The sequence below is a fragment of the Pseudomonas sp. WS 5503 genome, from assembly GCF_012985385.1.
Taxonomy (GTDB): Bacteria; Pseudomonadota; Gammaproteobacteria; order Pseudomonadales; family Pseudomonadaceae; genus Aquipseudomonas; species Aquipseudomonas paracarnis.
Window position 1 is genome coordinate 46,104 of record NZ_JAAQWI010000016.1, and the last position, 26,772, is coordinate 72,875.

The following is a 26,772-nucleotide window of genomic DNA, read 5'->3' on the forward strand; positions in this document are numbered from 1 at the left end:
GATGCTTGTCAGCCAGCGAGGCGGCCAACGGGCTCGAAATCACGGCCTTTGGACATTGCTACGTCCAGAAAACGGCTGGCTTTCACGGAACGATTAGCAAGGACCGCACGAGCTTCTGCTTGGAAGCGTGCTGCCATCATTGGTTTCGGTTCGTGCTTTGGCTTCTGCATAGACACCTCTCGGGTATCGGGATTTAGGTGGATAGTATTACTGCTCAATAGAGATGACAAGCCGGTCCGTCGGATCGAAGGCGAACCCCAGGCTCTCATAGACCGGGATAGCACCTGCTGCAGGCTCCTGGACCTCGATCTCCGTACAACCGATCATAAGGGCGTAGTTCTCGATTGCGGTCAGCGCCAGCGCAGCCACGGCTCCTCGTAGGGGGTGCGACTTGTCTGGCTTGCCCTCGAGAATCACGATCTTGATGCAGATCTTGCTCTTTCGAGGTGTGGCGTAGCAGAGCCCACAGAGCTCCTGACCAAACCATAGCGAAAGATCGAAGCCGCGCGTGTCGTCCTGCTTCCAATGATGCACATCGTACCAAGGATAGAGGGTAGCCTCATCACCCCAAAGATCCGAGGCTTCGATCTCCACTGGCGTGATGCTATCGAAGCGGATTTGAGTAGTGTCTATTCCCCGGGCCTTAAGGTTCTCGTTTGAGTGCGCCAGCGCCTGGGCTGCCTTGCGTGCTTCAGACCTCAGGATCTGGTAGCGGTATTCGTTGCCACGATTCTTGGACATTGGTAACCAGCAGCGGGATTCGGATCGTGGCTAGGATAACGGCTTTTCTATACTTTCACAGGGGTTGCGCTACGTGCCTGACTGGGGATGTGGCGGGAAACGGACATTTCCTGCTGGTGGATGTCCGTTTTCCTCCCTAAGTCCGCCCCCAGCTATTCAGCCGCTCACATAGGAATTGAACCGGGGTTAGCCGGCGACACCGACTTAAGAATGGTCGGTGCAATCGCAACGTAAGTGGTGGTCTTCTTGCTGGCGGACATCTTCAATATCCCGGGCAACCTCATGCATGAACTCTTCGAGCTCGATTTCACCCAGCCCTGCGATATGGCGCTTGTAAGACTCATGGATCTTTACAGCTGCAACAGTTGGCAGGTCCTGGTTTCTCCATGAATGGAAAAAGTCCTCATCAAAAGAAAACGTAGCAACCGCGGCTTCGGCACAGGTCATTTGCATCAGGTCGGCAATCGCGCGAGTAACTGCGGCCATCCATTGGGAATAGGGAAGATCCAGCGGTTTGACTGGTGGTAGCCAGTGCGACTGCATCACCTCGATAGATCCGTCGTGATAGTTCTTGTAGTAGAGCTCTGAATACATCTCGTACGCGAGATTGTAATGGTCCTCCAGCAAGGGAACATCCTGCAGCAGGAGAGGGGCAACAGGGCCGTAGTGGCGGTGGGAAAGCACGTCGTTCGAGGCGAGCTCATCTACTGCGTTGCAAGCGGTCTGGTACGCGGTATCGGTCTGAGGTTCAGATGCGCCAATGGCTTCGAGAACGAGGTAGTCCGTCCACAGGAAGCGGGCGGCGAGGGCTTCACGGAATGCTGCGTTCATAATTTGGCTCCAGAGACTTGAGTTGTTCAATGGAGCAATCATGGGTGGCCTTTGGGTGTGCCAGAAGCAGGCGCCACTTCTGGATCGCTAGGGGATCTACAAGGCTGCGCTCTTCGAAACCGCAGATGGGGTATCGTTTGCTATGTGGTGGCGCAGGCCAATCAACCCCAATGCTGGGACCCATATGCCTACGAAGTCGGAAAGCAGCTGTGCCCACTGGATGTATCCCCGAGGAGGACCTTCATAAACATATTCGTGAGGCTGGATCCCCACCTCCCATGTGAGTGACCAAATCCACATCATTCCTGCACTCATGAGCGCTGCTTGCGTCGGCCGGGTAAGTGAAGGCCAGTCCTTCACATACTGCCGCAACATGACTGAGCCTATGAGGTAGAAAGGGATGACGATGGTGCAGATGAACTTTCGCAAGCCATGCTCCATCTGGAAAGGCATCCAAGCGGGCCATGACAGGAACAGAGGGAATCCACACAGGCCCGTCAATGCGACCATAAGGTTGGCGCGACGGCCTCGTTGCGTGGAAAACGACCGGATCAAAGCCCACCCTACCAGGGTGCAGCCTGCGAACCCCACGCAGTGTGCAAGCTCCCTCGGACCAAAGCCCCAGGCGGGGTTTGAACCGACGAAATACATCGTTGCGAAGGGGCGGGTTACTGCAATATCAAAGCCGAGGGCAATCAGAATCACGCCGAAACATCCCACAGCCAATATCTTTCCTGAATTCATTTGCTCGAATAGCCCTTGTGCTGTGCACGTCCGAGGATCTTGCCTGAGCGGGGGGATTAAATTCCTGACTAAGGATTCTGACTCTCTTGAATTCGCTCAATGATTACCTGGTGGCGGGAGAAGTTTCGGATCATGTAGTTGACCGTCAGCAGAGTTGCCGTGTACCCAAGACTAACGCCGATCGTGCCTGCAATAAGCAAGGGCCAGTCGTAGGGGGCTTGAGAAAAGAGTGTCAGCGCGGCGAGCAAGCTACCCAGCGTTAAGCTGGCCCCTAGATGTACCGCATTTCGCGGGCGGCTTACCCAAGGCCACTTTATCCGCAGCATAATCATAGCGAAAACTGTGAGGAAGTAGAGCAGGATTAGGGGTGTCAACCGGTGTGCCTCAAGAAAGCTCTGACTCACACTCCAAACTAGCAGCAACGCCATCACCCCAATAGGCACCAGGTGATATTTGGCTCCTTTGGTGTCCCAGAGAGATGTGAGTATCGAGGATACTGTGGCCACGATCCCAGCCATGCTGAGCGCGACTAACAGCATCTGAGCGCCCCCTGTAAACCCGCTAGTCTGGAAGGCAATGCCACCCACTGCGGTGAGTCCCCCACCGATGAGTGCGATGGATCGAGTAATCACCCGATTCAGACGCTGTGGGTCTCTGAGGGTTGTGCATGACTGCCGCGCCCGTTTTATTGTGGGACTGGATGTCCGATCAACATAGTCGATGGAGAAATTGGTTTCCGAATCTGTGTGCCGAGCCGCTTCAATAATGCTCTTGATTCCGTCTAGGCCTGCGTCCAGGCACGGCTGCGCAACATTGGCGCCTGCGCCGATCGCAGTCGGGTGGGCAGTGACGTCGCTGATATCGACGGGTTTTCCGGGGAACACCTTGAGGCGCCAGCAGTGACTTTCAGTCAGGATTAGAAACGATGCGTCCTGATTATGGATTCCAAGAATAGCCGTTGCGTGGGCCGCGAGATCGGCCTCCAGCGGAGTTAAAGGCCTAGTGGTACCAGCAGGCAGGTTCCGGTCAAGCAGGTAGTCAACAATCAAGTTGCTTACTAGAACGTTTCCGGATGCGCCCACGGCGACGATAGGCGAGTGCTCAAACGTGAGGGGTTTAACTGGGACCCAAAGCTTGGATTTCAGTGACCAATCCCGTTGGGCGATGAAGCCGGTCTGCACCATCGCTGCGCTGTCACTCACCAGAGTGTCGGCGCTGAGGGTTTTCAGATCCCATGTGATCGTTGTCAAAAAGCACCTGCGATGAAGTTGATGGGAGGGTTGACACCGTCACAGAGGTGCCAGGTAGGGGCTGCTGCGGCTGGCCTGTTATTCAGCCGGGAAATATTCCAGGGTTTCTGTATCAAAGCGAGTGTTGATAGAGTTCATTACCGCCTCTTCAAAGCTTTGGCCCTTCGCTTCGCACCAGCCGAAGCCTTCCACGTGCCAAACGGCACGGTGTTGTTTGTAGGTGTGGTCGCGGTTGAAGTCGATTTGAACGGAAGCGAATCGACTGCGCTCATGCAGCCACTCCCAGCATTTTTGCATATTGTTGGCCATGATCTGTCCAGTCCGCGGCTGCTATGCGATGACCAATCATCATGATGACCATCAGTGAGTTGGTCATTCGAAAGACAAGAGCCAATCGCGGACTACTGACTTAACATCTGCGCCGTCGGCCAGCAGGGCTGCGGCTAGGCTGTCCTCATCGATGGACTCGATACGCTCAAACCAAAGCGTTCCATCCCAATCGTCACCTTGGTCAGTGCTCTGGAGGGCGATCTCGGCCGCGGCTTGGTCGGCGAGGGTGAGGATGCGTGCATAGCCGACACACACCAGCGATTCGTCAGTGCGCTCCTGGTTCGCTTCAACGTAGCGGATGAGGGCATGGTTTAGAACTGCGACGTCTTCGATATCTTTGCTGCGGTCATTTGTGGAGATCATGTTCGAGCCCTTACGGTTTGCCGAGGGTTGGTTACCTCTTGATATGGCAAATACTGAGGGTGAACGGCGCGTGCCAGAAGCGGCTACACAATAGAATTGGATCCCGTCATAAGGGTTTGAAGCAATGCGGATGCGGGGCGAGAAATTGAAATGACAAAGCCCCGACTGGCAGGGATTTGGGGTGGGGGAGCGCAGCGGCTGGTTACTGCGGCGACGTATCCCGAAGTTGTGTGGTGCGGAACATAGTTGCAGATGCGAGGTGTGCCCAGTCACGAGGTGTGACCTCGAGACAGTCGCTTTCAAACAGCTGGTTGATGGTGTCGATTAGTGCGGAAAGAGCCTCCTCTGTTGGTGCGCTCTCTACGGCCTCAAGGGCCTCATCGAAGTCACAAAATGTCAGGGTGGCCATTCCTTTTCCTTGTAGGCTGTTTGACTGGTTTCTTTTTGGTTCACACCCGCCGAACGATGTCGTTTATGCATTCGACATTCGAATAGAGGCGCCCGCTGCGATGCCAGCTTTCAGCGATCGCCGCACTATCCTCACCATAGAAGCCGTTGCAGTCGAAGCTGTGGCGCTGGGTTGCACGAACTACCGTGACGCGTTCGCCGCCCCGAGTGATGTACGCACCTGGTTCGGTGATGACTGCCGGAAGGGTTACGAGGGGCCAAAGGTAGACGGACATTGCGAGCACTCCATAAGCTGATGTGCCTATGTTGTAGGCGACTGCTGTGTGCCAGAAGCTACCAATGACGATATTTTCCATTCCCGCTGTGAGGGTGCGGCGATTTACGCCCGGTCCATTATCTTTGATCTGTCCTGATGAGATGAGATCCACCAACCGAACAGTCAGCTTTGGGGCGTCTGATGGTGGTGCAGCGCTACCGCAAGCCTGTCAGGGCAATATTTGATATTTCCCCAACAGGCGGTTCCGTTATGACTTACTGGAGCTGCGGGTAAGCCAGGTAGCCATAGAGATATCCTCAAGGGCGTATTCACCGCGGTTTGCCTTCCAGACCAGCTCTTTGTCCCGCAGCACGTCTAATGCCTTCTGTACGTTAGGGGTTGAGGCATTGGCATCGACTTGAGCGTGTTCAAGTTTTCGGTTCACGTCCTGAAATGTTTGATCTGAAAAGGGCACGAATGGCTGTTTGCTGATCGCCCGCTCGGCCATGACCTCAAGAACCGCTTGTTGGATAGGGGAAAGCCCGTTAAAGGCGCTCTCGTAGTCACTCCACACTCCTGCTTGGTGGTTCAGCGCGCCTGTGCGCAGTAACTCACCCAGGTTGCTGGCCTCGCCTAAACCGACGCTTACCTCAGTGAGGAGCTGATTCAACATCTCAGGCCGGTGTCCAACAAGGTCGAATGCGTCAGCCAAATCCTCAACGCTAAACTGATTGCTGGATGCGAGGCGGGCATTCCAGATTTCCGTTGCGAACGCGACAAAGTCTTTTCCCAGCAATGGGAATGGAGTGATGTTGGCACCGTAGAAGGGCTGCTTGCTCTTGAGCACCAGGTTGGCCAACTTGTCTCTACTCGAGCCGGTGAAGACTAGGCGCAGCCCGTCGTCCCCCACGCCGCTGTTGAGGTGATCACGTGCTGCCTTGAGGGCGAACATGGTGTTCAATCCACTCTCGCTGTTTAGGGCATGCTGAGCTTCATCAATAATGAGTACGATCAATTGGCCTGAGACCTTGTGAAGTACGTCCAGCGCCTTCGCAAGGGTAGTGCCGGCAGGCAGGTGAGGCTTTGAGAAGTCCCAGCTGAGGGTCCGTAACAGGTTGACTTTCTCGATGCCGATCTTCTTGGCAGCCTTACTAACAGGGCTGTCGAATTCCCCCAAGGCAGACCCGATCACTCCAGCTATCAGTTCGGCCGGGTCAGTTTCGCGGTTGGCCCAAAGGTCGACATACACTGCCAGCCAGCCACGCTTTTCACATTCGGGGATGAAATCGTTTCTGAGGAAAGTGCTCTTGCCAGTGCGCCGAGGCGCGGCCAGGAACAGGCCTGAGCTATAATCGACAAACGACTCACCGGCGACATCTCGCGCCAGAGATTCTGCAAGCGCAGGGCGTTGGAAGATAGGGCGTTTCTGACTGATGCTCATGCTATATCCTCAAATATCCGAAAGACTATAATCTATAGTGTAGCGGATATTTCGAGATATTCAGAGTCGGCGTCCAACATCACCAAGCTACGGATGAGACTCTGGTCTAGCCTCGGTATGGCGGATAGGCCGCGCTCGATCAATGCTTTAGCGCTGCGATCAGTTGAATTGTCGCAGTTGCTTTACGGGAGCTGTGGATACACGACATTGCAACAGGTGTCACGGTGGCGACCACAACGGCGCAGCAGGCCGCCCACCCTCCAGCGACGTAGGTGCCAATTGCAGCCAACACCAGCCCTATAACGAAATATGCCTCACGCCTGTTGAAAATGTTGGCAAAACCTTTGTTCTTTCGGGCCATTGCTTCAAGGGTCGATCTCAATTGCGCCTGATCTTCAGGCCGCACCTGGTTAACCATATTTTTAGCCGCTGAAATGGCTTGATTCTGGTCGACGCGATAAAGCGAGTAAAACTCAGCGTTCATCCATACGATGAAGTCTTGTGAAGGGGGGCGCATTGGTGGGTTTAACTCCGTGGTGCTGAATGTGCCCGTTCTGACAGTGCACTGCTCGCAAGATGGTCATAGGTGCTTTGCTTATGAAGCCCTAACTATGGCTTTTAACCGTTTCCCAGGGCACGGTCGTGCTCGATCAGTGCAGCAGCTTTCGACTTGAGGCGCCCCTCCGGCCAGGTCTCGCATTTTGACCGCAGCAAGAATCCCAGCCCGCGGAGGGTGGGTTTAGGGGTGTCGATGCCAAGATCCTGACAGACCCTGCAGGCCACGATTCCAGTATCGGGGAAGTATTTGACGATCGATGTCTTGTGGTTGCAGCAGGTGCATTCCATGTCCAATCATTCCTTTCAAGGCGCAAGTGCGGGTTTAGCAGGCTCCATTCACTTCACCATCCCAGGCTAGGTTATGGACGCTCGCCGTACTGCTTGGCGATTTCGGGGATATTGATGCGGGGTCTATTAGGGTCTTCGTTCACAAACAGGCCGTAGATGTGAGCGCTAGTTTTAGGTCCATGTTTCTCAGCGATGTTCTTCAGCATTCGTGAGCCGTGCCAGGGTTGCAGGTACAGGTGCTCAGCCAATGCAATCGCTGCCGTAACAGCCATGTACGTAGTGAATCGCATCATCACCGACATTTGGTCAGTGACAGGCTCTAACGCTACATAGCACACCACAAAGCCCCCAACGTAGGCAGCCCAGCTTGCGGAGGCAAAGCCGATGGTGTTGAAAACCTTCCGCAACGCCTTCCGGCTTTTAGGGGCGGTTACGCTGTCCTGCACACTCATTGGACCATTCCAGGTAGAAAGCAATTCGGTGATGTTGCAGTCGGGCACTACGCCTTGCAACCCAACTGGGGGCTTCCTTTTTCGCACCCAGCTTTCGCTACATTCCATCAAACGCTCTTGATGCTTCAGGCTTTACCTTGGGCAGATAAGGCGCTAAGTGACGGCGGCCGGGGAGCCATTTGGACTTCCGCCCGCACATAAAGTCCGTCTTGCTCGCGCTGCCTCAGTCATCGATTCCTCAGGTGGAATTTCAAGGGTGGGGTTTGCCTTGATGACGCTGGCCCGGGCGTTAAACTGCCGTACTGAGCTACATCCTCTAAAAGCCTATGTTTGAAGGATCACCAATGAAGAAAGCATTTTGGGGAATGGCACTGCTGGTTCTCGCAGCGCCGGCATTTGCGTCTACCAACGAGATCGCGATTCCGGCACTCACCCCTATCCCTTTCATCGTCAGCACTCCCGGAGACCTACTCTTCGGCGTCGTGAAGAACTGGGGTTCCTTGGGCGATGAGAAAGGCCCGATGACTAAGCTTGCAAGCCAAGTCGCGGATCAGCTACAGGAGAGTAAATGTGCGTTTAATATCCGGGTCTCCAGAGGAACAAATGGCCGGTTAAAAGCTCAGGAGGGGGTTGCAAACCTCGCCTGTGCGCAGGCTGACGGTTCCTTGATAGTGACAGAGATGCCAGGCCTCATCTGGGACAAAGATGGGATTCTAGGACTAAAGAAAGGTGAGGTTGGCGAGAAAGGATTCTTCGTTATCACCACAGCTGCCCATATCCGCCAGTAAATAGCTCACACACACTAAAAGTAAATCGGGGACTGAGTGCCTGAGAACAGATTTGAATGGGGGGCAGAGGCAATCGCACTGTTGGGTGGGGTTTCCGATAGCGCACTGGCTGAACAGCTTGGTATTTCGCGTCACGCTGTCAGGTACAAACGAATCGCACTTGGCATTCCTGCTTGGAGGTATAGCGCCGGGGTTTTCTGGACACCGGAGCGAATTGCTCTACTCGGGAAGGAGTCGGATTTAGTTATCGCCTTCCGATTTGGACTTACTAAAAACGCGGTAGCCCGGATGCGTGAAAAGAAGAAAGTGCCGCTGTTGCGACATCAAAAGTTCTTTGACTGGACTGAGGACGCTATAAATCAACTCGGCACTTGCTCCGATCGGCTTCTTGCTGAGCGCCTCGGGTGTAGCGTAAGCACCGTTTATTTGAAGCGGAAACGGTTAGGGGTGCCTCTCCTTTCCGCTTGATTGTGAAGCTGCTGCGCAGGACCACTCAGCACGTCAGCCCTTCGGTGTGCGCAGCTAGGCCGCCCTCCAATCCCCATTGTACAAGTGCCCCGGGAGTGGGCGTGGTAAGCCCGTGCGCCGCGCGGTAGGCCTTGAATGCCTTGAAGCTGACGGGCAAGCGGAACCTCAGTGTCAGACCTGCCCATGGGTTCCGAATCCTACTTAGAGGATCCAGTCGGGTGAGGATGTGGTTCCCCGTGTAGATATCCAATCCTCGGGAATGAAGTTCAGCCGGGATGTCTGCAAGAGAAAGGCCGGTAAGGACCTTGATGTCGTGGATGGTGTCGGTACTCACGGTGATGAACAGATTGGCCTGCACGTGCTCCCCAGGCTGAAGGTAGCAATCCCACTGAAATGCCGCTCTGTTAGTGACACCAATGAAGTGCTCCAGGCGCACCTTGTCGCGGCGGTCGGGGGCGTGCTGCTTGCTGGGTGGCTCGTAGATATACCCAATGTGTCGCATGTTGGTGCCGTTCACGCCCATCATTGGGCGGCCACTCTCCGTACGAGGCAGACGGAATCGTGCATGGTTGGCTAGCAGTAGGTCATCCAGGATCGCGGGCAGATTCTTGGCCACGGCCTTGTAGAACCATTCCTGCACTTGAATCTGCCGGTGAGCGTAGTCTGCAGCTGCAAGGCCCCGGATAATTTCGACCTGGTTGTGACGTGCCGTGTAGTGGGCGTCAGCGATGATGCGCTCCGGGGTGTCCAGGGTGTTCATCGCAATCGACTTCAATTCAGCCACGAACAGCCCCTTGCCCGGCTCGCCGTGGTTCATGGTCAGTTCGCCTTGCCCATCCATGCCAATCTGGAGCTGGCCGGCCTGTATCACTGTCTCAGGGATGTACAGGCATTCCGCGGGCACTGCGGCGGCGAATCGATCTTCCATCCAGAGGTTCGGATTGGCGCACGTTTCCCACTGTGGCTCAGTTTGATAGAACCATGCGGCCGTCAGATCCTTGCTGGCGCGTGTAACCAGATCCAGCTTTCGGCCAGCAAGCGCTGGGAGATGATCACCACTCTCTGCAAGTTTGTGCCCGAGGCTCAACATTGAACCTGTTGCGAGCAATGGCTCGGACTTGCCTTGGTCGAAGTAGCGTGCGCGGCATTGGTCGATAAACAGCTGAAGCCAGAGCAACTCGCGGTCATCCAGCTCGCTGATGTCCGCCAGGACCGGCAGTCCGGCCGCGGCGGGTAGGTTGGTTGCGCGCGGCTCACTCTCCAGGGCTGTCCGGCCCCGGTCCATCCACTGAATCTTGAGCAGGGAATAGGGAAAGTGACTGCCATCGATACGCTGGGCGTTGAACCGATCGTTGCGTGCCTGCATGCGTTCTTCTTGGAGAGGGTGCTCGAACTTGCCTTTGTCGGTCAGCGCCAGGATGCGTGAGCCGGTGCGCACCACCATGACGAAGTAACTACTAGCGATGCTTTTGCCTCGGATGACACACAGGGAGAACCCCGTGGGTATTTGGTGGGCATGAACCAGCAGGTCTTCGATACGTCCGATGTCGTAGATGTTTCGTCCAAGCTTCGCTTCCCCTGCTGGGGCCGGAACACCGTCCTTGATCATTAGGCGTGTCAGCCGGTCGATGCTGTGAAGCGCGTCGAGGCCAACACCTCCGGCCTGTGTAGCGACAAACTCCAGTGTCTCAGCGGAGAGTGCTGATCTGTCCAGATTTCGGTAGAAGGCCAGTGAGCCTTGAGCATAGTCCAGGTACTCATCATGTAGCCTGCCTATGGCTGAATCTGCGAACAGTGCATCCAGTTCGCTCATAGCCTCCAGCATGGTTGATATGCGTTCTGAGCCGCTCCGGTACTCACTGAGGGGAAAGGTCGCCGCTCTGGCATAGAGGGGCATCTGTGAGCGTATGAGCAGGTTGACGATGGCTTCGTCCCCTGTCTTGATCGCCGCGTTGATTTCTTTGTTGGCGTAGTAGAGGCTAAAGCCATCTAAGTCCGAACCAAAACTGAGGCTCTCAACTGGCTTACCGGTCAGGCGTTCCCACAGCACAAGTGCTGTTTCGCCGGGTCGCTGGGGCAGGGTGTATTGGCTCATGCATGGACTCGCTGGATCGTTGGGTGTGCCCTCGAGGGGCTTCTACAATGAGTCCAGTCTGATGTTATAGCTGGCGTGCCAGAACCTAATGCGTTATCGGCGTTACTCTGCGAGGTGAGATATGTTCTGGACCTCCCTTGGGCGCGTAGCGTTAATGCTTTCTGTGTAAGGTGGGATGCCTGCCTTTTTGCGCCTGAGCCAAACGCAGGCGGTAGTGACCCCAAAGCGCCTGGCCAGATTAGAATCTGTGTCCTTACCCAGCAGATCATTGAGTTCCTCACTGGGGTGACCAAACTCAACGGTTGCGCCGATCCCGAGCCTTCGCCTGTATGCACTGATAGTCGGGGCTGATACACCCACAGCCTTAGCGATCTTTGCGTCAGAGACCTTTCCAAGACGCGTCAGATATTCTGCAGGGAGCTCGAAAGCTTCGGTAGGCACATTGAGGGGCGGGATCGAGCTTCGAGTTCTTCTTGAGGTAACTGTGGATTTGGGGATGCCGAGTTTGTAGGCGAGTGATTGGTCGCACATCTTACCCAGTAAGGCTAAGTGCTCTTCCGTCCACACTTTATTCCCCGACCTCGTCTTGATGCCCCGGGCTTTGCGCGCCTGGAATACTGCCGATTTTGTGATCCGAAGTTGGGCCGCCACTTCCTTGTCGGTTAGTCTGCCAAGCAGGGCTACGGCTGCTGGCGTCCAAATGGAATCCGCGTTCCTTGCGTCATTGTCGTTTGCCATCTTGGATCCAAGTCTAAGTGGATAGGCAAAGTTTAACGCCGATTTTGCAGGGGGCTAGCCAAACCGGGTCTATGAAAATCCCCGGCTTGCCGGAGGAGCTAGTTGAGGCCGATATGCCTAGCCGTTACAGCGGGCCGATTCCAAGGTCAGGGCTGTGATTTTCATAGTGAACGTGAATGGGGGATTTCCCATCTTGCGTCGAAGCCAGACACAGGCCCCATGCCAGAGATGGGGATTCGAGATCCCCACCCTATCGGTTCCCACCGGTGGATAGTCGGCAAGGCTCGTGTTCAGGAACCGTAGCCAGACAGTGTGTAGATGGTCTCCCATTTCTCAGCGCAGTCATCGCACGAAGTCTGTTGACCGATGAAGTCCCCGCCGAATGTGAAGTCGGTACCGGACAAGGTCACGTTAGATGATGCACACCACGGGCAAGCAAACCCAGCCGGATGATTGATGTAGACGTGATCGGTAACAGGCTTTTCTACGCGTTTGAGCGTACCCGCACCCTCGATCACGCCGCAGCCTCTTGTTTGTAGTCATTTCTGATCCGAACCGCCTCAGGGATCAGCACCTCAAACGTATAACCTGGATCTGCACTGAATTTGGTGGTGTCTCCGCGCGCTGTTGCGATTCGGCTTGCATAGTCCTTTGCCTGTTCGAATTGCAGGACTGAGAAATAGGATTGCTCTTTAATGTTGGTGTTCGAGATGTCAGTACACAGCACTGCGGTACCGCCGTGGTTGTTGCTTAGGCCAAAGGTCATCACCACGTAGCGCGGCTCGCCTGCGGGGCGGTAGACCTGACCATCGATGAGGATGAGGGTTTTAGCCCAGCCGTGAAGGTAGTCAGCGATGGCCACCTTCCCCTCACTCACAGAAACGAAGATGCCTAAATCGTGGCGGCTCATGCTGACGCTGTCGGTCACTAGCGAGAGTTCTGTCCCCGGAGCAGCGTAGTCGTAGTCAGTACCGCCCGATGTGCGCGCCTGGCGCGAACAACCGTACACGCTGCAGGAGGTCCAGAGTTGACCGTCAAACCAGCGGTACTCGATTGGCGGCTCGCTGCTATTGCTGGCGCTGATGATTGCAACCGGCGCGGCCTCGCGCGGGATCTCGCGGAGGTTTACAACCTCAAGTCCATCGTCGAACCGAGCGCGGCGGGGATTGCGACAGCGTGGCGGGATGATGTTTTCGACGTAGGTGTATTTGACGGTGAGTTGCATGGGGAGCTCCCTTTGAAGTTGGTACCAGGATGCCTCGAGCTCCTGCGTGCCAGAACCAGCGAGATAGCGAATGGGGCAGGCGGGGTGTACTCAGCCTACAGGCCGTCAATCGGGCTTATGAATCCAGAGATTCGATGTCGATGGGCTTTGTATCTTTGTTGATCAAGTCCAGTAAATCGCGGGCTGACATGCACATGACCTCGGAATCATCGTCCTCACGGTAAATGCCGATCAGGTTTTCCTCCCAGTCCTGTTCATCGGGCACATCTGAGCCACACTCCGACGTAAGAAGCATGTAGAACTCGCCTGCGTTGCGACGCATAGCCAAGCAGCCCCCGCCAGTCTCAACGACCTCAAACCCATCCAGCCCCGTGAATTTGAGAGACCCATCAGCACCAGCAATCGATTTGAAATCGGAGAGGGCGAAACCTGCACCAGTCAGTGCCTGCTGGTTTTCGAGGAGGGTTGGCATGTGTGGCTCCAGTAGAGGGCGAGTTCGTTTTTGATGGGATCCATTGTCGGGGCGGTTTGGGTGTGCCAGAACCTCGGCGCCCTTCGAAAATCGGCCGAATCCGCTGATGGGGAGCGATTCATCCCAAGAATGCCAAAGGCCCAGCATAAGCTGGGCCTCAGGTGTTCTGTGTTGTGCTCGTAGGTGCCGATAGCGTGCTTAGGATTTCTCCAAGAACACCCGTCGAATGCCCTTCGTATTTTCCTCTTGGAGCATCAGCCTCATCATCTTCTCTCCCCAGTGAATTCCGGCAGCCTTGTACCGAATGATGGAAATCGTTAGGGAGAGCAGGTAGATCTGCGGAGTGATCACCACTACCCACACGAACACCTGACCGATATTCACGTGAAAGGTCGGAATCAGCGATGAGAACTGCAGTGGCACGAATTGGGATGGATGCAAAGCCATGAGCATCTGGACAACCACCATGCTCGGCACGGCTAGAATTCCCATCCTCAGGAATGAACCAGAAGTCCACCCCCACACCCTCGGTGCGAGCAGGGGCAGGGTGAAACGATTGAAGACCAGCGCTGTGAGCATCCAGCACGTGATAAGCAGGTAGTCGATGCCGTACCTGAACTGGTCAATGAAATATTCCATTGGGCTCATGAATGCCTCCATTACACCTTTGGGGTCAACGAGAATCGCAAAAAGCCCAAGACACCACTCGCCTTTGCTGTGCTCATTGGTTGCATCCAAATGAAGGATGCTCATTAGCGCGTATAAGGCGAAGAGCACCGCGAACATCGAGTTGGCCAAACCAAATACGGCGCTCCAGCGGAACTGCTTGAAGGTAGTCATGATATGGAGCGTGGAGAGGTGGCGGGCCATGGAGAACGTCGTTGCGTCGTTCGGTGTGATGATTCCCTTACGAACTGGCGAACAATCATTGATATCTTTGCCTTTGGCTTGCTCGGTGATTAGCTCGCGAGCGATCTTGCTGCTCGATGCTTGGAATACCGCCTTGAGGTTCTTATGATCCTTCACACCCTCCAATGCTGTCTTGAAACCCCCGCTGAGAATATTGTCCAGGAACACCGGGACCAGCGTCGGGCCAATGAACTGGCAGGTGCCGCTCATGCCTTGGAATCCGACCTTTGCTTGCGCAGCTAGGACGTGGCCGGTACCGACGAACACGTTCGGGTTCTCATTGGCAAGCTCGTAGCGGTCGACACTGAAGATGGTGCTGCACTCGGGTGCGTTCATCATCTCCTTTAAGGCTGGCGCAAGCCAAGGCGCAGTGAGATTTTTCCAGCCGTATGACACCTTAGTCTGGGCATAGACGTTCAGGTTGTATTCGTACGTAAGCTGACATGCGCCCCTGCAACTGCTGCATTGAACCTCGCCCAGGTTGCATTGCCGGCAGTTCTGTCTGCCACCGCCATTGCACCCGTTGCAGGTCATGGTGCCTGTAGCGTGGCAGCGATAGCACGGACTACCTGATTTGCCGGTACCGTAGCACTGGTTGCAGCGGTCGCCCATTCTCGCACCAGAGCCACCGCATCCTGGGCAATAACGACTGTGTGAGGTGTTCCCGGTGCCGCTGCAGTTTGTGCAATGCATCCGGCACTGGCCATTACATTCGCGGCAGGTGTGGTACATCGTGCCGTTACAGGTGGAGCAATCATTCTTGCCTGATCCGCCGCAACCCCGGCAGTCCTCCACGCTGTAGCAATATGAGTCATCACGAAGGATCAAATGCTTCGAGACGGGGCTGCGGTACAGGTTGGGATTGCCCTTTAGTTGCCCCTGCATGAGGTTGCGGGTGTAGGTAGCATCACTGAATATTTGTTTGTGGCGCTGCGCCAGGACCTCACCGATGTACTCACGTTTGTAAGCCGGGCCGGACGCGTACTGAACCTGACGGCTCTCGGGTTCGCTTGTATACGAAGCGGTGACCGTATAAGTGACGTCTGCCCTGTGATTCTCAATTTCCTTGATCGCGAATGGATCTGTAACTGCTAAGCCAAAGGCATGCTCAGCTTTTGACTTGAGCGAATGCGCGATGTCACCTGCTTTGAATCCATTTGGTGCTGCCATTGCCGATCCTAGATCCTAGATCTGAAGTGAATTTCCCAGTTGCGAGCCATTTTGCCATCACTGCACCTGCTCAGGCACCCAATTGGGCACCCTCAAACCGCTGAGTTAGAGGACTGATGAAACAATCACGCGCGTGAATGCCCAGCAGTGCTGGGCGAAAGAGAGTGGATCTGAAAATAGGGGGATTACCCTCCGTTAGGAGTCGAACTGAATACGTTCGCAGAGTGCATCAACACCCTCGGCAGTAAGGCCTTCGTGGGTGCCGTTGTCCGTGAGGATTTCTCCGATGTCGCCATCACATGGGCGAACAAGGCCACCCGTCATGGATGCACCAAGCAGCCGTAGGGCAGCCAGTACGGCATCGAATTCAGCTTTGTTCACCGCCGGCAGCGCGATGCTCCGTTCGCCTTGAGAATACGCAATCACGTCAGCGTATTGCTCGATGAGGTCCGGATAGCTGGCCAGAACCTCGGCCGAGGGTACCGACGGCTTGTTTGGGATCTCTGGTGCGTCCGCCTCGTTAAGGAACAGGGCGTTGTTAACGGCGCCGTGGTGGGCATCGATCAGCGCAGCCTGAGCTGTGTCAGCATCCGAGAAGGAGTTGTAGTTCCCCATGCGCACATCCCACTTGCGCCCATGATTGAGCAGGGGTACTGCCTGGGCGGTGGCGATGAACTGAGCTTGAGTAAGCAGGTGAGGGGCGATGGCCGCTGCTTGGGTATTAGCATGAGTGTTGGTTTCGACGTTCTGCATGGTATGGCCTCCCGGCTCTGTGTTGATAGAGCCAGTGTCATGCCCTGAAGGGTGTGCCAGAAGCGGGTGAGTCATACTTTGCCAGTGACGGTTATCGGCCCTCGGGCAGATTCACCGCCCCAGTCAGGATTTCTGCGAAGGTCACCTTCAGATCCGGGTAGTCGTCCAGTACGTCTTGTGTTGGCATCGACGGTAGATAGCCTCTCTCACTTGTTCCTGCGCTGTTCCAGTTCAGCGAGCTTTCCACTTCACGCCGGTGTATCTGCCTCAGCGCGGCTTCAGCACTGTCTGCCTCTGCCCAGGTCAGAAAACGACCGTGACTGACCTCCCAGCTGCGGGGATTGCCCACAACAGGCAAAGCGTCTCCGTGCTCAAGAAACTGGGCGAGCGTTAGCCGGTGAGGGGCGAGGGTGGAGAGACGTAGGCGCGCATTCAGCGAAGCAACATCAGGGTCGATATCGGGCACGTAGGAAGCCTCAGTTTGGTAACCGTTATGGCACATTATCACTGGGATAGCGCTGACCAACAAAAAGGCCCGGTGTGTGCCGGGCCGGGGGAAGTAGCGGCATTAAACGCCGGCGAGTTTCAGAAGATCGTTGTAGTCATCACCATCAGGGCATTTTTCATCAGCGTCCAGCTTGTCGTTGTGCATGCGGATAGCCTGGGGGAGGGATACCAGTCCTTGAAGGCCAGCACAGGCCGAGCGCACCGTCGACTCGCAGTCACCTACCATCATCTGGTATGCGTCCTCGGGATTGGTGCTGCCATTTACAAATGCCAGGATGCGCCAGTACAGACCCCCGTACTCCCCGCTGCACAAGCTGATCTCGGTGCGGTCTGCTCCATGAGCGATGTCGTAGATCTCAGAGCCCTCCGGGGCGACCACTAGCCCATCCACACCTTCAGCCTCAACGCTCACGAGGGTCAGCCCCATCTCGTGGTCATCAAAGCAGTTGAGCGAGGCCACAGATGCAAGCGCGGACGGCTCCTGCTGCGGGTGGATGGTGCGGTAGACCACATCATTGTCGTAGTTAACCCGAATGCATGGGGCTACGGAAAAGCTGGTGAACTTGATGGCTTGAGGGGAATTGGCTTCGGGCATGTTCGTAACCTAGTTGGCGATCAGTTGATGGGGACCATGTTGGGGGCGATGCTGGTGTGCCAGAACCACCCCTGATTGGAAATTCTCTCCAACCTAGATGGCGGCCTCTGCCTCCTCAAACGCATCCGCAATAGCATCCTCTTTGCCCACGCCGTGGCAGTAGCGCTCGAGGTAATCATGCTTCTTAGCATCGCTTTCCTGGCTGAGGGGCCGAACGATCACTACGATATCCAAGGGGTGATCGGAGTAGGCATCGCTGATGGTAATTGGGCCGGTACAGTCGATAACCACACGACCTGTCTTAGGCCCCGCAGCTGCCAAGGATTCCACGTCTACGGGCAGAAGCAGGCCGGGCGCTGAGATGGCTTTGAATATCGCTACCGCTCGGGCGTTGTACGCCTCGGCGTTCATCTTGTCCGTGCCTTCCTGTGCAGTTGAAATCAGGGCGTGCAGGCTATCAAGCTGAGCCTTCAAGGCTTCGATCTGCCTGTTGAGTTGAGCCTCGCGCAAGTAGATGAGGTTCTCAACCGATTCTGCGAGGTCGCTGGCCTGGCCATTGGTGACGTAGCCGGTTGAGCGGAGGGTGGTGTGGATGGTGTCGTGTAGAGACATCTGAATTGACCTTGAGAGGTTGATGATTTCCATGGTCAACCCTGTATCCCAGTGCCAGAAGCACCTGGTGACTGGAAATTCATCATCCTCAAGAAACCCTAGTGTCTCAGTGTGGATGGGGAGCCTCAAAGGCAGGCTAGACCCGAGCTCAGGATCTGCACCCCGTCCAAACTCAAGGCAAGACACCTACCCAGACCGAGGGAATGAATGCGAGCCTTGACATGATAAAGCCGCTTCTTAGAGCGGCTCGGGTAGTTAGGCAGCAGCTTCGTCAAAGTCGTCTGGTGGCCGACGGGTGGAGCACGCTGTGTCGAGTGGTGGCGTTACCAGGTTTGCCACGCGGGCCTTGGCCCTATCGCATGCAGACAGGTAGCCAGAGAAGGTCGGGGGTTCCACCTCTATCTCGTCCGCCAGCGCTAGGCAGTAATTCACTAATTCAAAGCCGGTCTGAAGGTTTGCGCTTTGCCCGACACAGTAGTTGAGCTTGACCTCTACGACGAGGGCCTCTCTATCCAGATCTGAACGTTGGAGCCGGAATGCGCCATTCGATTCCTTCCTGAGCCTTTTTGTTAGCGTGCCCTGGTGGTAGGTCTTCACACCATCAAGGACAGCTGCGAGACGCCTAACGAGACCAAACACCTCCTTCCAGTGGGCTTGCTGCTCATTGACCCTTCGCATCTCCTCAGCCGCCCAGCACTGCTCGTACTCCGAAGGGTTCATACCACGATACTGAACGTCCTCAAGCAGCTTGCGCTCAAAGCTGTCGATGTACCGATTCCTCGTTGCAGACACGTAGTCGAGCAAGAGATGCATGCAGTCGTGCTCACGAAGCCGTTCGATTTGCTCTGTTAGGGAATAAGCCGACTCCCACATCCAGGCTGGACGGAAGCAATCCATCTGTGCCCTGATGTATTTAGCCACGGACTGGGTATCTAAAAGGATTTGGACCCAGAGCTCGAGTGTGATTTCACCTGCTACATGATCTCGTGGGAGTCTCGAGAGGCGGGTCATCGCCGCTGTGGCGGATGAATGGAAGTTCGGTAATGCCTTGGCACCGAATGCGCGCGCCCGACCATGAGCTCGGTCTGCACGCATTGCCTCGAATGCTGCCGCCTCATCGACTAGCTCACCAAGCCACGGGGCTCTGCTGCTGAGGGCTGTGAGCCTGCTGTGTTGGGCCTTGCTGAAAGTCAGGTCTGGGCCCGCGGGAACCTCAAACCATCCAGCCTGGACGGCAAACATGATCAATCGGACATCCACCAATACCCCTGCTGGGACGCTTCGGGACGCAATGGCGTCGTCTAAGCTTGCACCCTGTCGCATATCGCGGGCGACTTTTCTCGCAAATGGCATAGCGCCACGGTTGGTGAGCGCGGCTATTAATGTCGTGTCCATGGTTACTCCATCTGTCGGTGACCCATCCTCGCTAGTGCCGGACTGTGCCACCACCACCACATTGCGAACCTTCAGGTTTTAGCCTTCCCGACATTCGTCCACGGGCGCAGGTCTGAATGGCTCGCTGCCTCAGGCCGGAAGGCAAATATTTTAGTTGGAACCTGCAAATATGGGGCACTAGATGGCCACTATTACTAGTGGAGGCCCCTGCTTATGAATCACGAAACCATCAACCGGGTCCTGCAGTCAGCTTGGCGCTCACAGGTCTTGCCAAGGCCAAGCGAGTACACCCTTGAAGCCTTCAAAGCCGTAGTTGCCAAGGTTCGATCAAGCACCATCAGTTCCCTATCCGGGGAATTCGCGACGGAGCTCGGTTCGCTTTCATCCCTCATCAGCAGCAACCAATCACTGACAGCAAGATTATTAGAAGGAATTGATCTGCAGATGGACACGCTACAGGCGGCAAGCCGGCGGGAAAGCGACGCACGAGCCAGTGATCAAGGACCATCAGCCATCTACATCCCCGGGTTCGGAAACCGTGGAGCATTCTTTGCCTCAGGCTTAAGCTCTATGGGGCTTAAGATCCTGTCACTCAGTCTGGATTCCAGCTCGGATCTTGTAGCCGACCTGAGGGAACGAATGCCGACCTCAGGTTTGGTGCTCGTGGGTAGCGCTGTTGTGGACCACCCAGAAGCATGTCGTGCGCTCGAAGCTCTGGCTGCTCATCATGACAGTGATTTGCTGGTGGTCATTGCAGAAGATACACCAATGACATTCGAGCAGCGCTTGGTTGCCGCGACCTTTGGTGTAGTGCGGTTACTAGGGGTTGAGGCCGACGTCAAAACGCTTCGATCGCTGATCCGTAGCAGAGCCAGAGACTCGCAGATCAATGGGTACAAGGTTTTGCTGCTCGATGACTCCAAAACGGATGCATACCCGGCAATTAAATTCATGCGTGAGGAAGGGATTGAGGTACTCCATATCCTTTCTCCAGCTGGGGTTTTGAAGGCTATTGAGGACTTCAGGCCTGACGTGGTCGTAACTGACTTCCATATGCCGGGAGCCAATGGCGCCCAAGTTGCCAGTGTTATTCGCCAAGATAGCGATGCAGTGATGCCTATCATTTTTCTGAGCAGTGAGCGGAACACAGAAACCCAGCTGATCGCGCTTTCGAAGGGGGCAGACGCTTTTGTCCAGAAACCATTGAAGCGGGGAGCCTTCATCAAAGCCCTCAAGGCGCTCATATCGAGGTCTAAGGCGTTTGACTCGCGAATGCGGCGCGACCCTCTCACAGGGCTTCTGAACCACGGGCAGTTGATGGCATCAGCATCACGTGTCAGTGCTTCAGGCAGCGTGCCCAACACCATGGTGATGATCGACATTGATCACTTCAAGCAGGTAAACGATACGTTTGGTCATCCTGTAGGTGACAAGGTGCTTGTTGGGCTTGCTGAGGTGCTATCAGACAACCTTCGCTCCACCGATTTCATAGGCAGGATGGGGGGCGAGGAGTTCGCCGTGCTGATGGTTGGCGCACCGATGTCAGATGCCAGGAATGTAATCGACAGAATTCGCGAACTCTTCAGCAATCTTCAGTTTGAAACCGGCCTGCAGGATCAGGGTGAAAGTGGGAAATGGTTTGCCTGCACCTTCAGCGCCGGCGTGGCTCTGCTGGATGGGTCCGCAGCGGTTTCAATGAAGGCTGCAGACCACGCGTTGTACAAGGCAAAGCATGGCGGTCGAAACCGTGTAGAGGCTGCTGACTAACCAGTTCCGATCTGCGGATATAAAAAAGCCCCAGCATCTGGGGCTTTTAATTTACTGAGATCAGGCTCGAAAGGTTTTCTCGGCCGGGGGGGCGAAGTGATGGACATTGTCCTTCACAGGTTCAGAGAAATTACCCTCTGAAATGTCGCTGTGCTCTGTTATGCCCTGGATGTCATCTGGCTCGTCGAAGGTAAGCTGCATCAGCACGCGCTCCATTGCTTCGTTCGAGTCGAACTCAGCAGAAGGGAAGTCTGCAGGCATTTCAACGCGATCAAGAATGTGCTTGAGGTCCATGTACATCAGGGTAGGGCGGCCACGCATCAGTTTGACCAGCTCAAGGATGAGGCGCTCGTTCTGTACCACTGCTGCGTGGCAACGTTGCGATACGTTCCCCCGCAACAGATTCAAACGGTTAGCCTTCATCACTACTTCGTGGTCCGACACTGGTTTGAAGAAATTCCCCTTGTTTGTCATTTGCAGGTAGCGCAGACAAAGCTCGTCGAAATTCTGAAGATCATCAAGCGCTGCGTCAGAAGACGTATTCATGATGCGCTGTTCTGCGGCACTGCCGATCATCAGCATGTGCATTCGCCAGAAAACCATGTCTGAAGTAGAGAGGAGGTTAAGATCTGTGAAGATCTTTGCAGTCCGAGTGTTGATGTCAAGGTGAGCGCTGAATGAGTCTGCAATCAAGCAGTTACTGCCTTTGTAGGCAATGATCCGAGCCGCTTGATGAATCATGAGCCGGGTTTGGTCTGCCATTGTCACCTGAAATGCCGGCCGTTGCTCTGGTGTTGGGGCAAATGAAAGTGGTAGAGCGACTGCGCTGCTCATTGCGCCACCAAGTTGATCTTGATGAGCCTGGGCCTTTGGCCGAAGTCCTGATGCCCAGTAACCGACACCAAGAAGGCAAGCAACTCCGATGGTAGTGACGGTATAGAAAATGTTCTGTGTGACCAAGCGGTATGCCGGGGTGGCACAGACGTAAACGCAGAGGCAAACGGCCGAAGTGACCCATACGAATGTTAGGCCACGTTGAAAGCCTTCGCCGATCGCTGACACGACATTGCCAGCTTTCGCTTTTGCGATGGCACTTACCATGAATACAAACCCGACAAGAAGCGACAGGACAATGGCAGACATTGTTGCGAAACCAACCAGTTCGTCAGGCTTTTCCGCAGTCATGTAGCGGGCAATCACGTACAAACCAATTGTTGCCCCCGCAAGAACAAATGGGGTGAACCAGGCCGGAAGCATCCGGCTCGCGTCTTTAATATTGTTCCAGCTGCTCATTGTCCAGCTCCCTTATAAGGTGACGGTTGCTACATCAGGCTTTTGCTTAGCCTGCTGCTGCGGGTTTTTGGCCTGCGGTTTTGCTTGCTGGCCTTTAGGTGGCTGACCATTCTGCTGAGCAGGTTTTTGAGTTGGCTTCTGCGGTTGTTTGGCCTGGGTTTTGGGTGCTTCGCCGGCAGGGGCAGTCGAACCATTAGCCTCAGGCTTGGGACCTTGCGCAGGCTTAGATTCGGCTGTGGGCGTAGTAGTGGCCGCCGGCGCAGCTGAATTCTTTTGTGGAGCAGTCTGTGGGCGCGCCTGAGGCTCGCGTCGTTGTGGCTGCCCTTTACTCTGGCGACCGCTGCGGCGTGAATTCATATCCACGTCCTTCTCGATCTGCATGAGAGCGTCTTCGAACTCACCGAGCGCCCGAGCAAAGCCTTCGTTGCCCGAACGATATTGCTTGCGACCTTCCACGGAGGGGTTGCCTGCAAGCTCACGAAAACGCGAGTCGAGCCGTGCAACACGGATCGCCAGGGTGTACATCGCCGCGGTACGCTCGCCGTCAATGCGTAGGGTGCGCTCTGGAAGTTGAGGCGCGGTGTTGCGGACTTGGGTAGTTTCGTTAGCCATGGGGTTACCTTACTGGTGAGTGCCAATTGATCTCAGCCATTCCCAACCAGCAGCTTGTTGGGTGCATGAGCGAAAAAAGTCGCTGACGTCACTTGCGTGACTCAGGTAGCTGGCGCTGTCGTCAGGGACGAACAAACCCCAAGCATCAATCCAAGCGAGTTGGAATATTTTTTGCGGGAAGTAACAAACCTCGACGTATCGATACTCAGGAGCTCTCAGGTATATCTTCGCAACGAAGATAACGAGAAAGACAAAGAGCACGATCTTGAGAGATTTCACTATCGGGCCGGATGACGACCCCTGTGAGCTCGACTCAGCCATGAGCGGCATCCTTGGTGATGGTGATTTGGTATCCGGTCCTGCGGCGAATAACACCAGAGGCTTCTTCAAAAGTGAGACCACCCGAGACCAGATGGCTCAGTGCCCGTAGGGCATCAGATTCTTCATCGGCGGCGATGCCTAGGCTCTGGCTGAAATCCAGCCATTTACGCTTGGAGGCAGTGGTAAGCCCATTGGCAATGGCTCGTATCTTGGCTACGCGCCGTAGGTCAGGAAGGGGCTGGTCGAGTAAAGAGGCACAATATCTGGCCATATACTCACCTGCATTCATCCTTGAGTTGATCAGGGCTTTGAGTGCGTCTTCACGACCAGCTGTTCGCATGGCATCGGCATCATCCATGCCACGGCCAAGCGCTATGATGCTCAAGGTTATGCCAACGGCTTCAGCCTCACGGATCGACGATAGTGCACCTTCATAGCCGGCATGATCGCCATCGACCATATGAGCGGCCTCTGTAATTCCTTGGCTGGCTAGGTATGCGGCCTGGGCTGAGTTAATTGATGCTTGCCCAATGGCGCATCCCCAAACCTTGATGAGCTGCAGAGCCCAAGCATCCAACGTCCCTTCCACGCAAACCAGGATGGACTTCTGCCGCTGCTTGAAAAGGTAAGGGATATCTTTGGACGATTTTGGTGAAAAACGGTATTTCGGATTAGACCTGGCTTCACCTTGTCCTGATGGGATCCTGCCCCAGATACGGGCCTCGCCGTCTGGGTGAGGCCAGTAACCGATAACTCGACCTTCCATCCCCGACCAGACAGATGAAGGGGTTTCATCCTCAAAGCTGACGATCCCAATAGAACGGGCTTGCTCCCGGGTAACACCGTGAGCCTGAAGAAGCGAAAGCACTTCATCATTGTTAGTGAATACGCCGAGGCGCAGCGTAGCCATGACCTCGTTTGTATACCCTCGGGATTGCTGGAATTCGTCAAGAATCCCCTTGTTGCGTTGAGCCAGTTGCTGAGTCACCAGAATGATTGCCTGGCCCGTCGTGAGGGGAGGGCGACCACCATTGGCTGCGCGTGACTGCTGCTTGGCTTCGTTGTCCCGGTTGTCAGGGGGTTCAACACCTGCGGACTCACAAAGGGTTTTGACGATATCGCCGTTGCTCATGCCGTTCTGGGCGAGGGCGTCCCACAAAGGCGTGTATGGGCTTGGGCAGTTGTCCTTACGATTGCACTGAATCCCGGACCTGAATGGGTAGTAGAAAGCGCGGTCTTTACCACAGGCTGGACAGTCGAGGACATAGGAGCCATTGGCTGATAGCTTTTTGGGGTGCAGGTGATTAAGAAGGCCACGATCCACTGCATCTAGCTTCGGGTATACGGCGTCTTTGATGAAGTCTGTGATTGATTGCTTCATTCGCCGGCCGCCGCCGTCTCTTTCCCTCTCAGGCTTGCGACGACGCGAGGGCAGATGCCCTGGTCAATCGCTATTTCACCGAGTTTGACCTTGAGTTGGCGACGTACCTTCCATACCTGCTTTTCACTAAGCCCAAGCATCGAGCTCATGTCTACGGAGCAATGTTGCTCAAGAACAGCCAGGCGGAGGATCTGGTGTTCACGATGTGTCAGAAACCTGCGCAGCGTCTCAACGTGAGCATGGCGCTTCTGCAGTCCTTCATCACTGAGCACGATGCCGTCGGACAGGAACTGGGGTAGTGCCGACAGGCTGTCAGTGTAGTTGGACGCAGTGTTGAGGTAATCAGGTTCTAGACCATGAGCGCGCGGCGCATAGTCTAAGCCGTCGAGATCCGCAAAGTTGAATGCGCCAGAACCTGGAACCTCATCGATGACGCGGGCATAACCGTACTTACGTATGTAAGAGAGGGCGTAGCCGATCAAGCACAACCCGCGTCCGTCAGGGGAGCCGGCAGCGTAGTTTCTGATGGCGCTCTTTGTGGCGTCATAGATGCCCGGGTACAGAATCTGAAGAAGCTCCTCGTCCGTTAGACGAACAGAAAGCTTCGAGCGGATTTCAGCTACCCACTGTTGTTGGGATTCGACATGAATGACGAACTCCCACGGGTCAAGACTTAAGAACTGGTCGCTGGTAAGCCCGGCGAGCCAGTTGCTCCTAACGAGGCGCATGCCTCCCTCCTCCGATCATACGATCGGCTCCTAAGCGCAAATCCAGTCCCCTGGAATTTGCTTTGTCCGGTAGCCACGACAGCCACCGACCCCCTTCTACATACGGTGAGCAATGCTCAACCGCTTGGCTCCTCGGACGCCCCGTAGGTGTGTACCGAAGTAATTGAGCGCGATTCTATTGGGCGCGGATGGGACAGGCAACTCTAAAAAGGGCGTGATTTTTCAGTCAAAAGCGTTGAGCTGGAGGAAAAGTGAGACATCAGGTACCCAACTGTGTGCAATGACGTTCAGCTTGTAAATCGCTACAGACCCTGTCCCGTAAGGAAGTTGACGCCTGAAACCCGGCGTTGATGGCACACCAATGGCCACAAGATGCTCAATGGTGGCAATGTACTACCGTTCGTCGCTGCTCTTGGAATTCACGAACGTGACGTTAAGGTGCGCTCATCACCTGTAGGAGTAACCATGATCAACGCGTATCACCAAGCCATTAGCTCGGCTCGTCAAGCGGGATTTGCTTTGCAGAATCGACTGCATGGCTGGGCAGCTATCAAAGAGGGCATTGATACTGTTCTCGTTAGCTTCTTCTATATCGAAGGCGGCCAGGTCAGTGCTCAGATTGTTTGGAGTGGGCCCGATCCGCGCGACTCGATGGACCTGGTAGCGCATCACCTCAATGGCCAGGCTGGTGCTGGGAGCGAACTCGTTCAAATGTTGATTGATGTTTATCAGGCAAGTGGTGACAGCGATACGCTCCTCCCGATGAAGCCATGTCCCAAAGGTGCCGTTCTTCACTAGCGGCTCCGATATCAGCCGGCGGCCTGATTCCACAGCGCAAACAAGTGACGTGGGCTGCGGGGACTTATACCGACACCGGCTCGGCTGTCTCTGGCCATTTGGTGGGTGCGAGTAGTCCGAGAGTGGCCGTATCGGCTCAAGGTGCTTGAGTTGCCTCTCTAGTGTGTTCCGATTTCCGAACTTAATAGCCTACCTGGATAGCCAGGGATCTCAGCTTGAGGGTTTGGAGCTTGTCACGGGCTGCTGGATCTTTCTTGCAGGTCACGGTTGTCACTAATCGGATCTGACGAATCCCGAATATTCCTAACACCAACTGAGTGCGCGCCGCAGCCTGCCTTCTTTGAGGGGTCGCAGACCGATCTAGTTATGGGGGAGGGCTCGAGCCCTACGGCGCAGCCTATGCCATGAGCCAAATCTTATGGTGGCTGATACTGAGTGATCGGTAGATGGTCACAGCCGCTGAACAGGTTGCCCTATTAGGTC

General features: G+C 55.3%; 28 protein-coding genes. 3 read left to right on the forward strand and 25 right to left on the reverse strand.

What is annotated here, in order from left to right; all coding sequences use genetic code 11:
- Positions 1-207: 207 nt before the first annotated feature.
- From HBO10_RS29730 to HBO10_RS29785, 12 genes are all read right to left on the reverse strand, one after another.
- Positions 208-741, reverse strand: coding sequence for an N-acetyltransferase (locus HBO10_RS29730; RefSeq protein WP_011923042.1), 534 nt, complete (start codon positions 739-741; stop codon positions 208-210).
- Between the two features lie 204 nt (positions 742-945).
- The gene (locus HBO10_RS29735; protein WP_169904022.1) at positions 946-1,572 is read right to left on the reverse strand and encodes a hypothetical protein; all 627 of its coding nucleotides are present in this window, start codon (positions 1,570-1,572) and stop codon (positions 946-948) included.
- Positions 1,573-1,668: 96 nt separating this feature from the next.
- Positions 1,669-2,277 carry a hypothetical protein gene (locus HBO10_RS29740; RefSeq protein WP_169904021.1) on the reverse strand — a complete coding sequence of 203 codons (609 nt, stop codon included), beginning with the start codon at positions 2,275-2,277 and terminating at the stop codon, positions 1,669-1,671.
- Positions 2,278-2,384: 107 nt separating this feature from the next.
- Positions 2,385-3,566 (reverse strand): hypothetical protein, encoded by a 1,182-nt coding sequence (locus HBO10_RS29745; RefSeq protein ID WP_169904020.1) that lies wholly within the window; start codon positions 3,564-3,566, stop codon positions 2,385-2,387.
- Between the two features lie 78 nt (positions 3,567-3,644).
- On the reverse strand, positions 3,645-3,875 hold the full coding sequence (locus HBO10_RS29750; RefSeq protein WP_169904019.1) for a hypothetical protein: 231 nt from the start codon (positions 3,873-3,875) through the stop codon (positions 3,645-3,647).
- A gap of 63 nt (positions 3,876-3,938) precedes the next feature.
- A complete protein-coding gene (locus HBO10_RS29755; RefSeq protein WP_169904018.1) occupies positions 3,939-4,259 on the reverse strand; it encodes a hypothetical protein in 321 nt (106 codons plus the stop codon).
- 202 nt (positions 4,260-4,461) lie between these two features.
- The gene (locus HBO10_RS29760; protein WP_169904017.1) at positions 4,462-4,668 is read right to left on the reverse strand and encodes a hypothetical protein; all 207 of its coding nucleotides are present in this window, start codon (positions 4,666-4,668) and stop codon (positions 4,462-4,464) included.
- Between the two features lie 40 nt (positions 4,669-4,708).
- Complete coding sequence (locus HBO10_RS29765) at positions 4,709-4,942, reverse strand: hypothetical protein (RefSeq protein ID WP_069553527.1); 234 nt, start codon at positions 4,940-4,942, stop codon at positions 4,709-4,711.
- A 249-nt stretch (positions 4,943-5,191) separates the two neighbouring features.
- The gene (locus tag HBO10_RS29770; RefSeq protein WP_169904222.1) at positions 5,192-6,358 is read right to left on the reverse strand and encodes a hypothetical protein; all 1,167 of its coding nucleotides are present in this window, start codon (positions 6,356-6,358) and stop codon (positions 5,192-5,194) included.
- A 145-nt stretch (positions 6,359-6,503) separates the two neighbouring features.
- Positions 6,504-6,881: a hypothetical protein gene (locus HBO10_RS29775; protein ID WP_169904016.1), complete on the reverse strand. Its 378-nt coding sequence runs from the start codon at positions 6,879-6,881 to the stop codon at positions 6,504-6,506.
- A 101-nt stretch (positions 6,882-6,982) separates the two neighbouring features.
- Positions 6,983-7,210: a hypothetical protein gene (locus HBO10_RS29780; protein ID WP_169904015.1), complete on the reverse strand. Its 228-nt coding sequence runs from the start codon at positions 7,208-7,210 to the stop codon at positions 6,983-6,985.
- A 71-nt stretch (positions 7,211-7,281) separates the two neighbouring features.
- Complete coding sequence (locus tag HBO10_RS29785) at positions 7,282-7,662, reverse strand: hypothetical protein (RefSeq protein ID WP_078466083.1); 381 nt, start codon at positions 7,660-7,662, stop codon at positions 7,282-7,284.
- A 344-nt stretch (positions 7,663-8,006) separates the two neighbouring features.
- Between HBO10_RS29785 and HBO10_RS29790 the strand changes: the two genes are divergently transcribed.
- Entirely contained in the window at positions 8,007-8,450 is a 444-nt protein-coding gene (locus HBO10_RS29790; RefSeq protein WP_078466084.1) for a hypothetical protein, read from the forward strand.
- 493 nt (positions 8,451-8,943) lie between these two features.
- On the opposite strand, the gene HBO10_RS29795 is transcribed toward HBO10_RS29790, so the two are convergent.
- From HBO10_RS29795 to HBO10_RS29835, 9 genes are all read right to left on the reverse strand, one after another.
- A complete protein-coding gene (locus tag HBO10_RS29795) occupies positions 8,944-11,013 on the reverse strand; it encodes a hypothetical protein (RefSeq protein WP_169922244.1) in 2,070 nt (689 codons plus the stop codon).
- A 1,252-nt stretch (positions 11,014-12,265) separates the two neighbouring features.
- Positions 12,266-12,976, reverse strand: a complete 711-nt coding sequence (locus HBO10_RS29800; RefSeq protein WP_078466087.1) for a hypothetical protein — start codon at positions 12,974-12,976, stop codon at positions 12,266-12,268.
- Between the two features lie 115 nt (positions 12,977-13,091).
- Positions 13,092-13,448, reverse strand: a complete 357-nt coding sequence (locus HBO10_RS29805; protein WP_078466088.1) for a hypothetical protein — start codon at positions 13,446-13,448, stop codon at positions 13,092-13,094.
- A gap of 198 nt (positions 13,449-13,646) precedes the next feature.
- Positions 13,647-15,527: a hypothetical protein gene (locus HBO10_RS29810; protein ID WP_153045992.1), complete on the reverse strand. Its 1,881-nt coding sequence runs from the start codon at positions 15,525-15,527 to the stop codon at positions 13,647-13,649.
- A gap of 195 nt (positions 15,528-15,722) precedes the next feature.
- Complete coding sequence (locus tag HBO10_RS29815) at positions 15,723-16,280, reverse strand: hypothetical protein (protein ID WP_078466090.1); 558 nt, start codon at positions 16,278-16,280, stop codon at positions 15,723-15,725.
- Between the two features lie 91 nt (positions 16,281-16,371).
- Positions 16,372-16,746: a hypothetical protein gene (locus HBO10_RS29820; protein WP_078466091.1), complete on the reverse strand. Its 375-nt coding sequence runs from the start codon at positions 16,744-16,746 to the stop codon at positions 16,372-16,374.
- Positions 16,747-16,848: 102 nt separating this feature from the next.
- Positions 16,849-17,382 (reverse strand): hypothetical protein, encoded by a 534-nt coding sequence (locus tag HBO10_RS29825; protein ID WP_169904013.1) that lies wholly within the window; start codon positions 17,380-17,382, stop codon positions 16,849-16,851.
- Positions 17,383-17,475: 93 nt separating this feature from the next.
- Positions 17,476-18,027, reverse strand: coding sequence for a hypothetical protein (locus HBO10_RS29830; RefSeq protein ID WP_153045993.1), 552 nt, complete (start codon positions 18,025-18,027; stop codon positions 17,476-17,478).
- A 222-nt stretch (positions 18,028-18,249) separates the two neighbouring features.
- Positions 18,250-19,389: a hypothetical protein gene (locus HBO10_RS29835; protein WP_078466094.1), complete on the reverse strand. Its 1,140-nt coding sequence runs from the start codon at positions 19,387-19,389 to the stop codon at positions 18,250-18,252.
- Between the two features lie 213 nt (positions 19,390-19,602).
- Here HBO10_RS29835 and HBO10_RS29840 point away from each other — a divergent pair, with 213 nt between their 5' ends.
- The gene (locus HBO10_RS29840; RefSeq protein ID WP_078466095.1) at positions 19,603-21,156 is read left to right on the forward strand and encodes a diguanylate cyclase; all 1,554 of its coding nucleotides are present in this window, start codon (positions 19,603-19,605) and stop codon (positions 21,154-21,156) included.
- Between the two features lie 60 nt (positions 21,157-21,216).
- On the opposite strand, the gene HBO10_RS29845 is transcribed toward HBO10_RS29840, so the two are convergent.
- The 4 genes from HBO10_RS29845 to HBO10_RS29860 all read right to left on the reverse strand — a co-directional run bounded on the left by HBO10_RS29845 (position 21,217) and on the right by HBO10_RS29860 (position 25,491).
- On the reverse strand, positions 21,217-22,449 hold the full coding sequence (locus HBO10_RS29845) for a hypothetical protein (protein WP_078466096.1): 1,233 nt from the start codon (positions 22,447-22,449) through the stop codon (positions 21,217-21,219).
- Between the two features lie 12 nt (positions 22,450-22,461).
- On the reverse strand, positions 22,462-22,974 hold the full coding sequence (locus HBO10_RS29850) for a hypothetical protein (RefSeq protein WP_169904012.1): 513 nt from the start codon (positions 22,972-22,974) through the stop codon (positions 22,462-22,464).
- Between the two features lie 400 nt (positions 22,975-23,374).
- Positions 23,375-24,763: a hypothetical protein gene (locus HBO10_RS29855; RefSeq protein WP_078466098.1), complete on the reverse strand. Its 1,389-nt coding sequence runs from the start codon at positions 24,761-24,763 to the stop codon at positions 23,375-23,377.
- The gene (locus tag HBO10_RS29860) at positions 24,760-25,491 is read right to left on the reverse strand and encodes a hypothetical protein (RefSeq protein WP_011923016.1); all 732 of its coding nucleotides are present in this window, start codon (positions 25,489-25,491) and stop codon (positions 24,760-24,762) included. The genes HBO10_RS29855 and HBO10_RS29860 overlap by 4 nt, the downstream gene beginning before the upstream one ends.
- 465 nt (positions 25,492-25,956) lie before the next feature.
- Between HBO10_RS29860 and HBO10_RS29865 the strand changes: the two genes are divergently transcribed.
- Positions 25,957-26,289: a hypothetical protein gene (locus HBO10_RS29865; protein WP_169904011.1), complete on the forward strand. Its 333-nt coding sequence runs from the start codon at positions 25,957-25,959 to the stop codon at positions 26,287-26,289.
- The last annotated feature ends 483 nt before the right edge of the window (positions 26,290-26,772 follow it).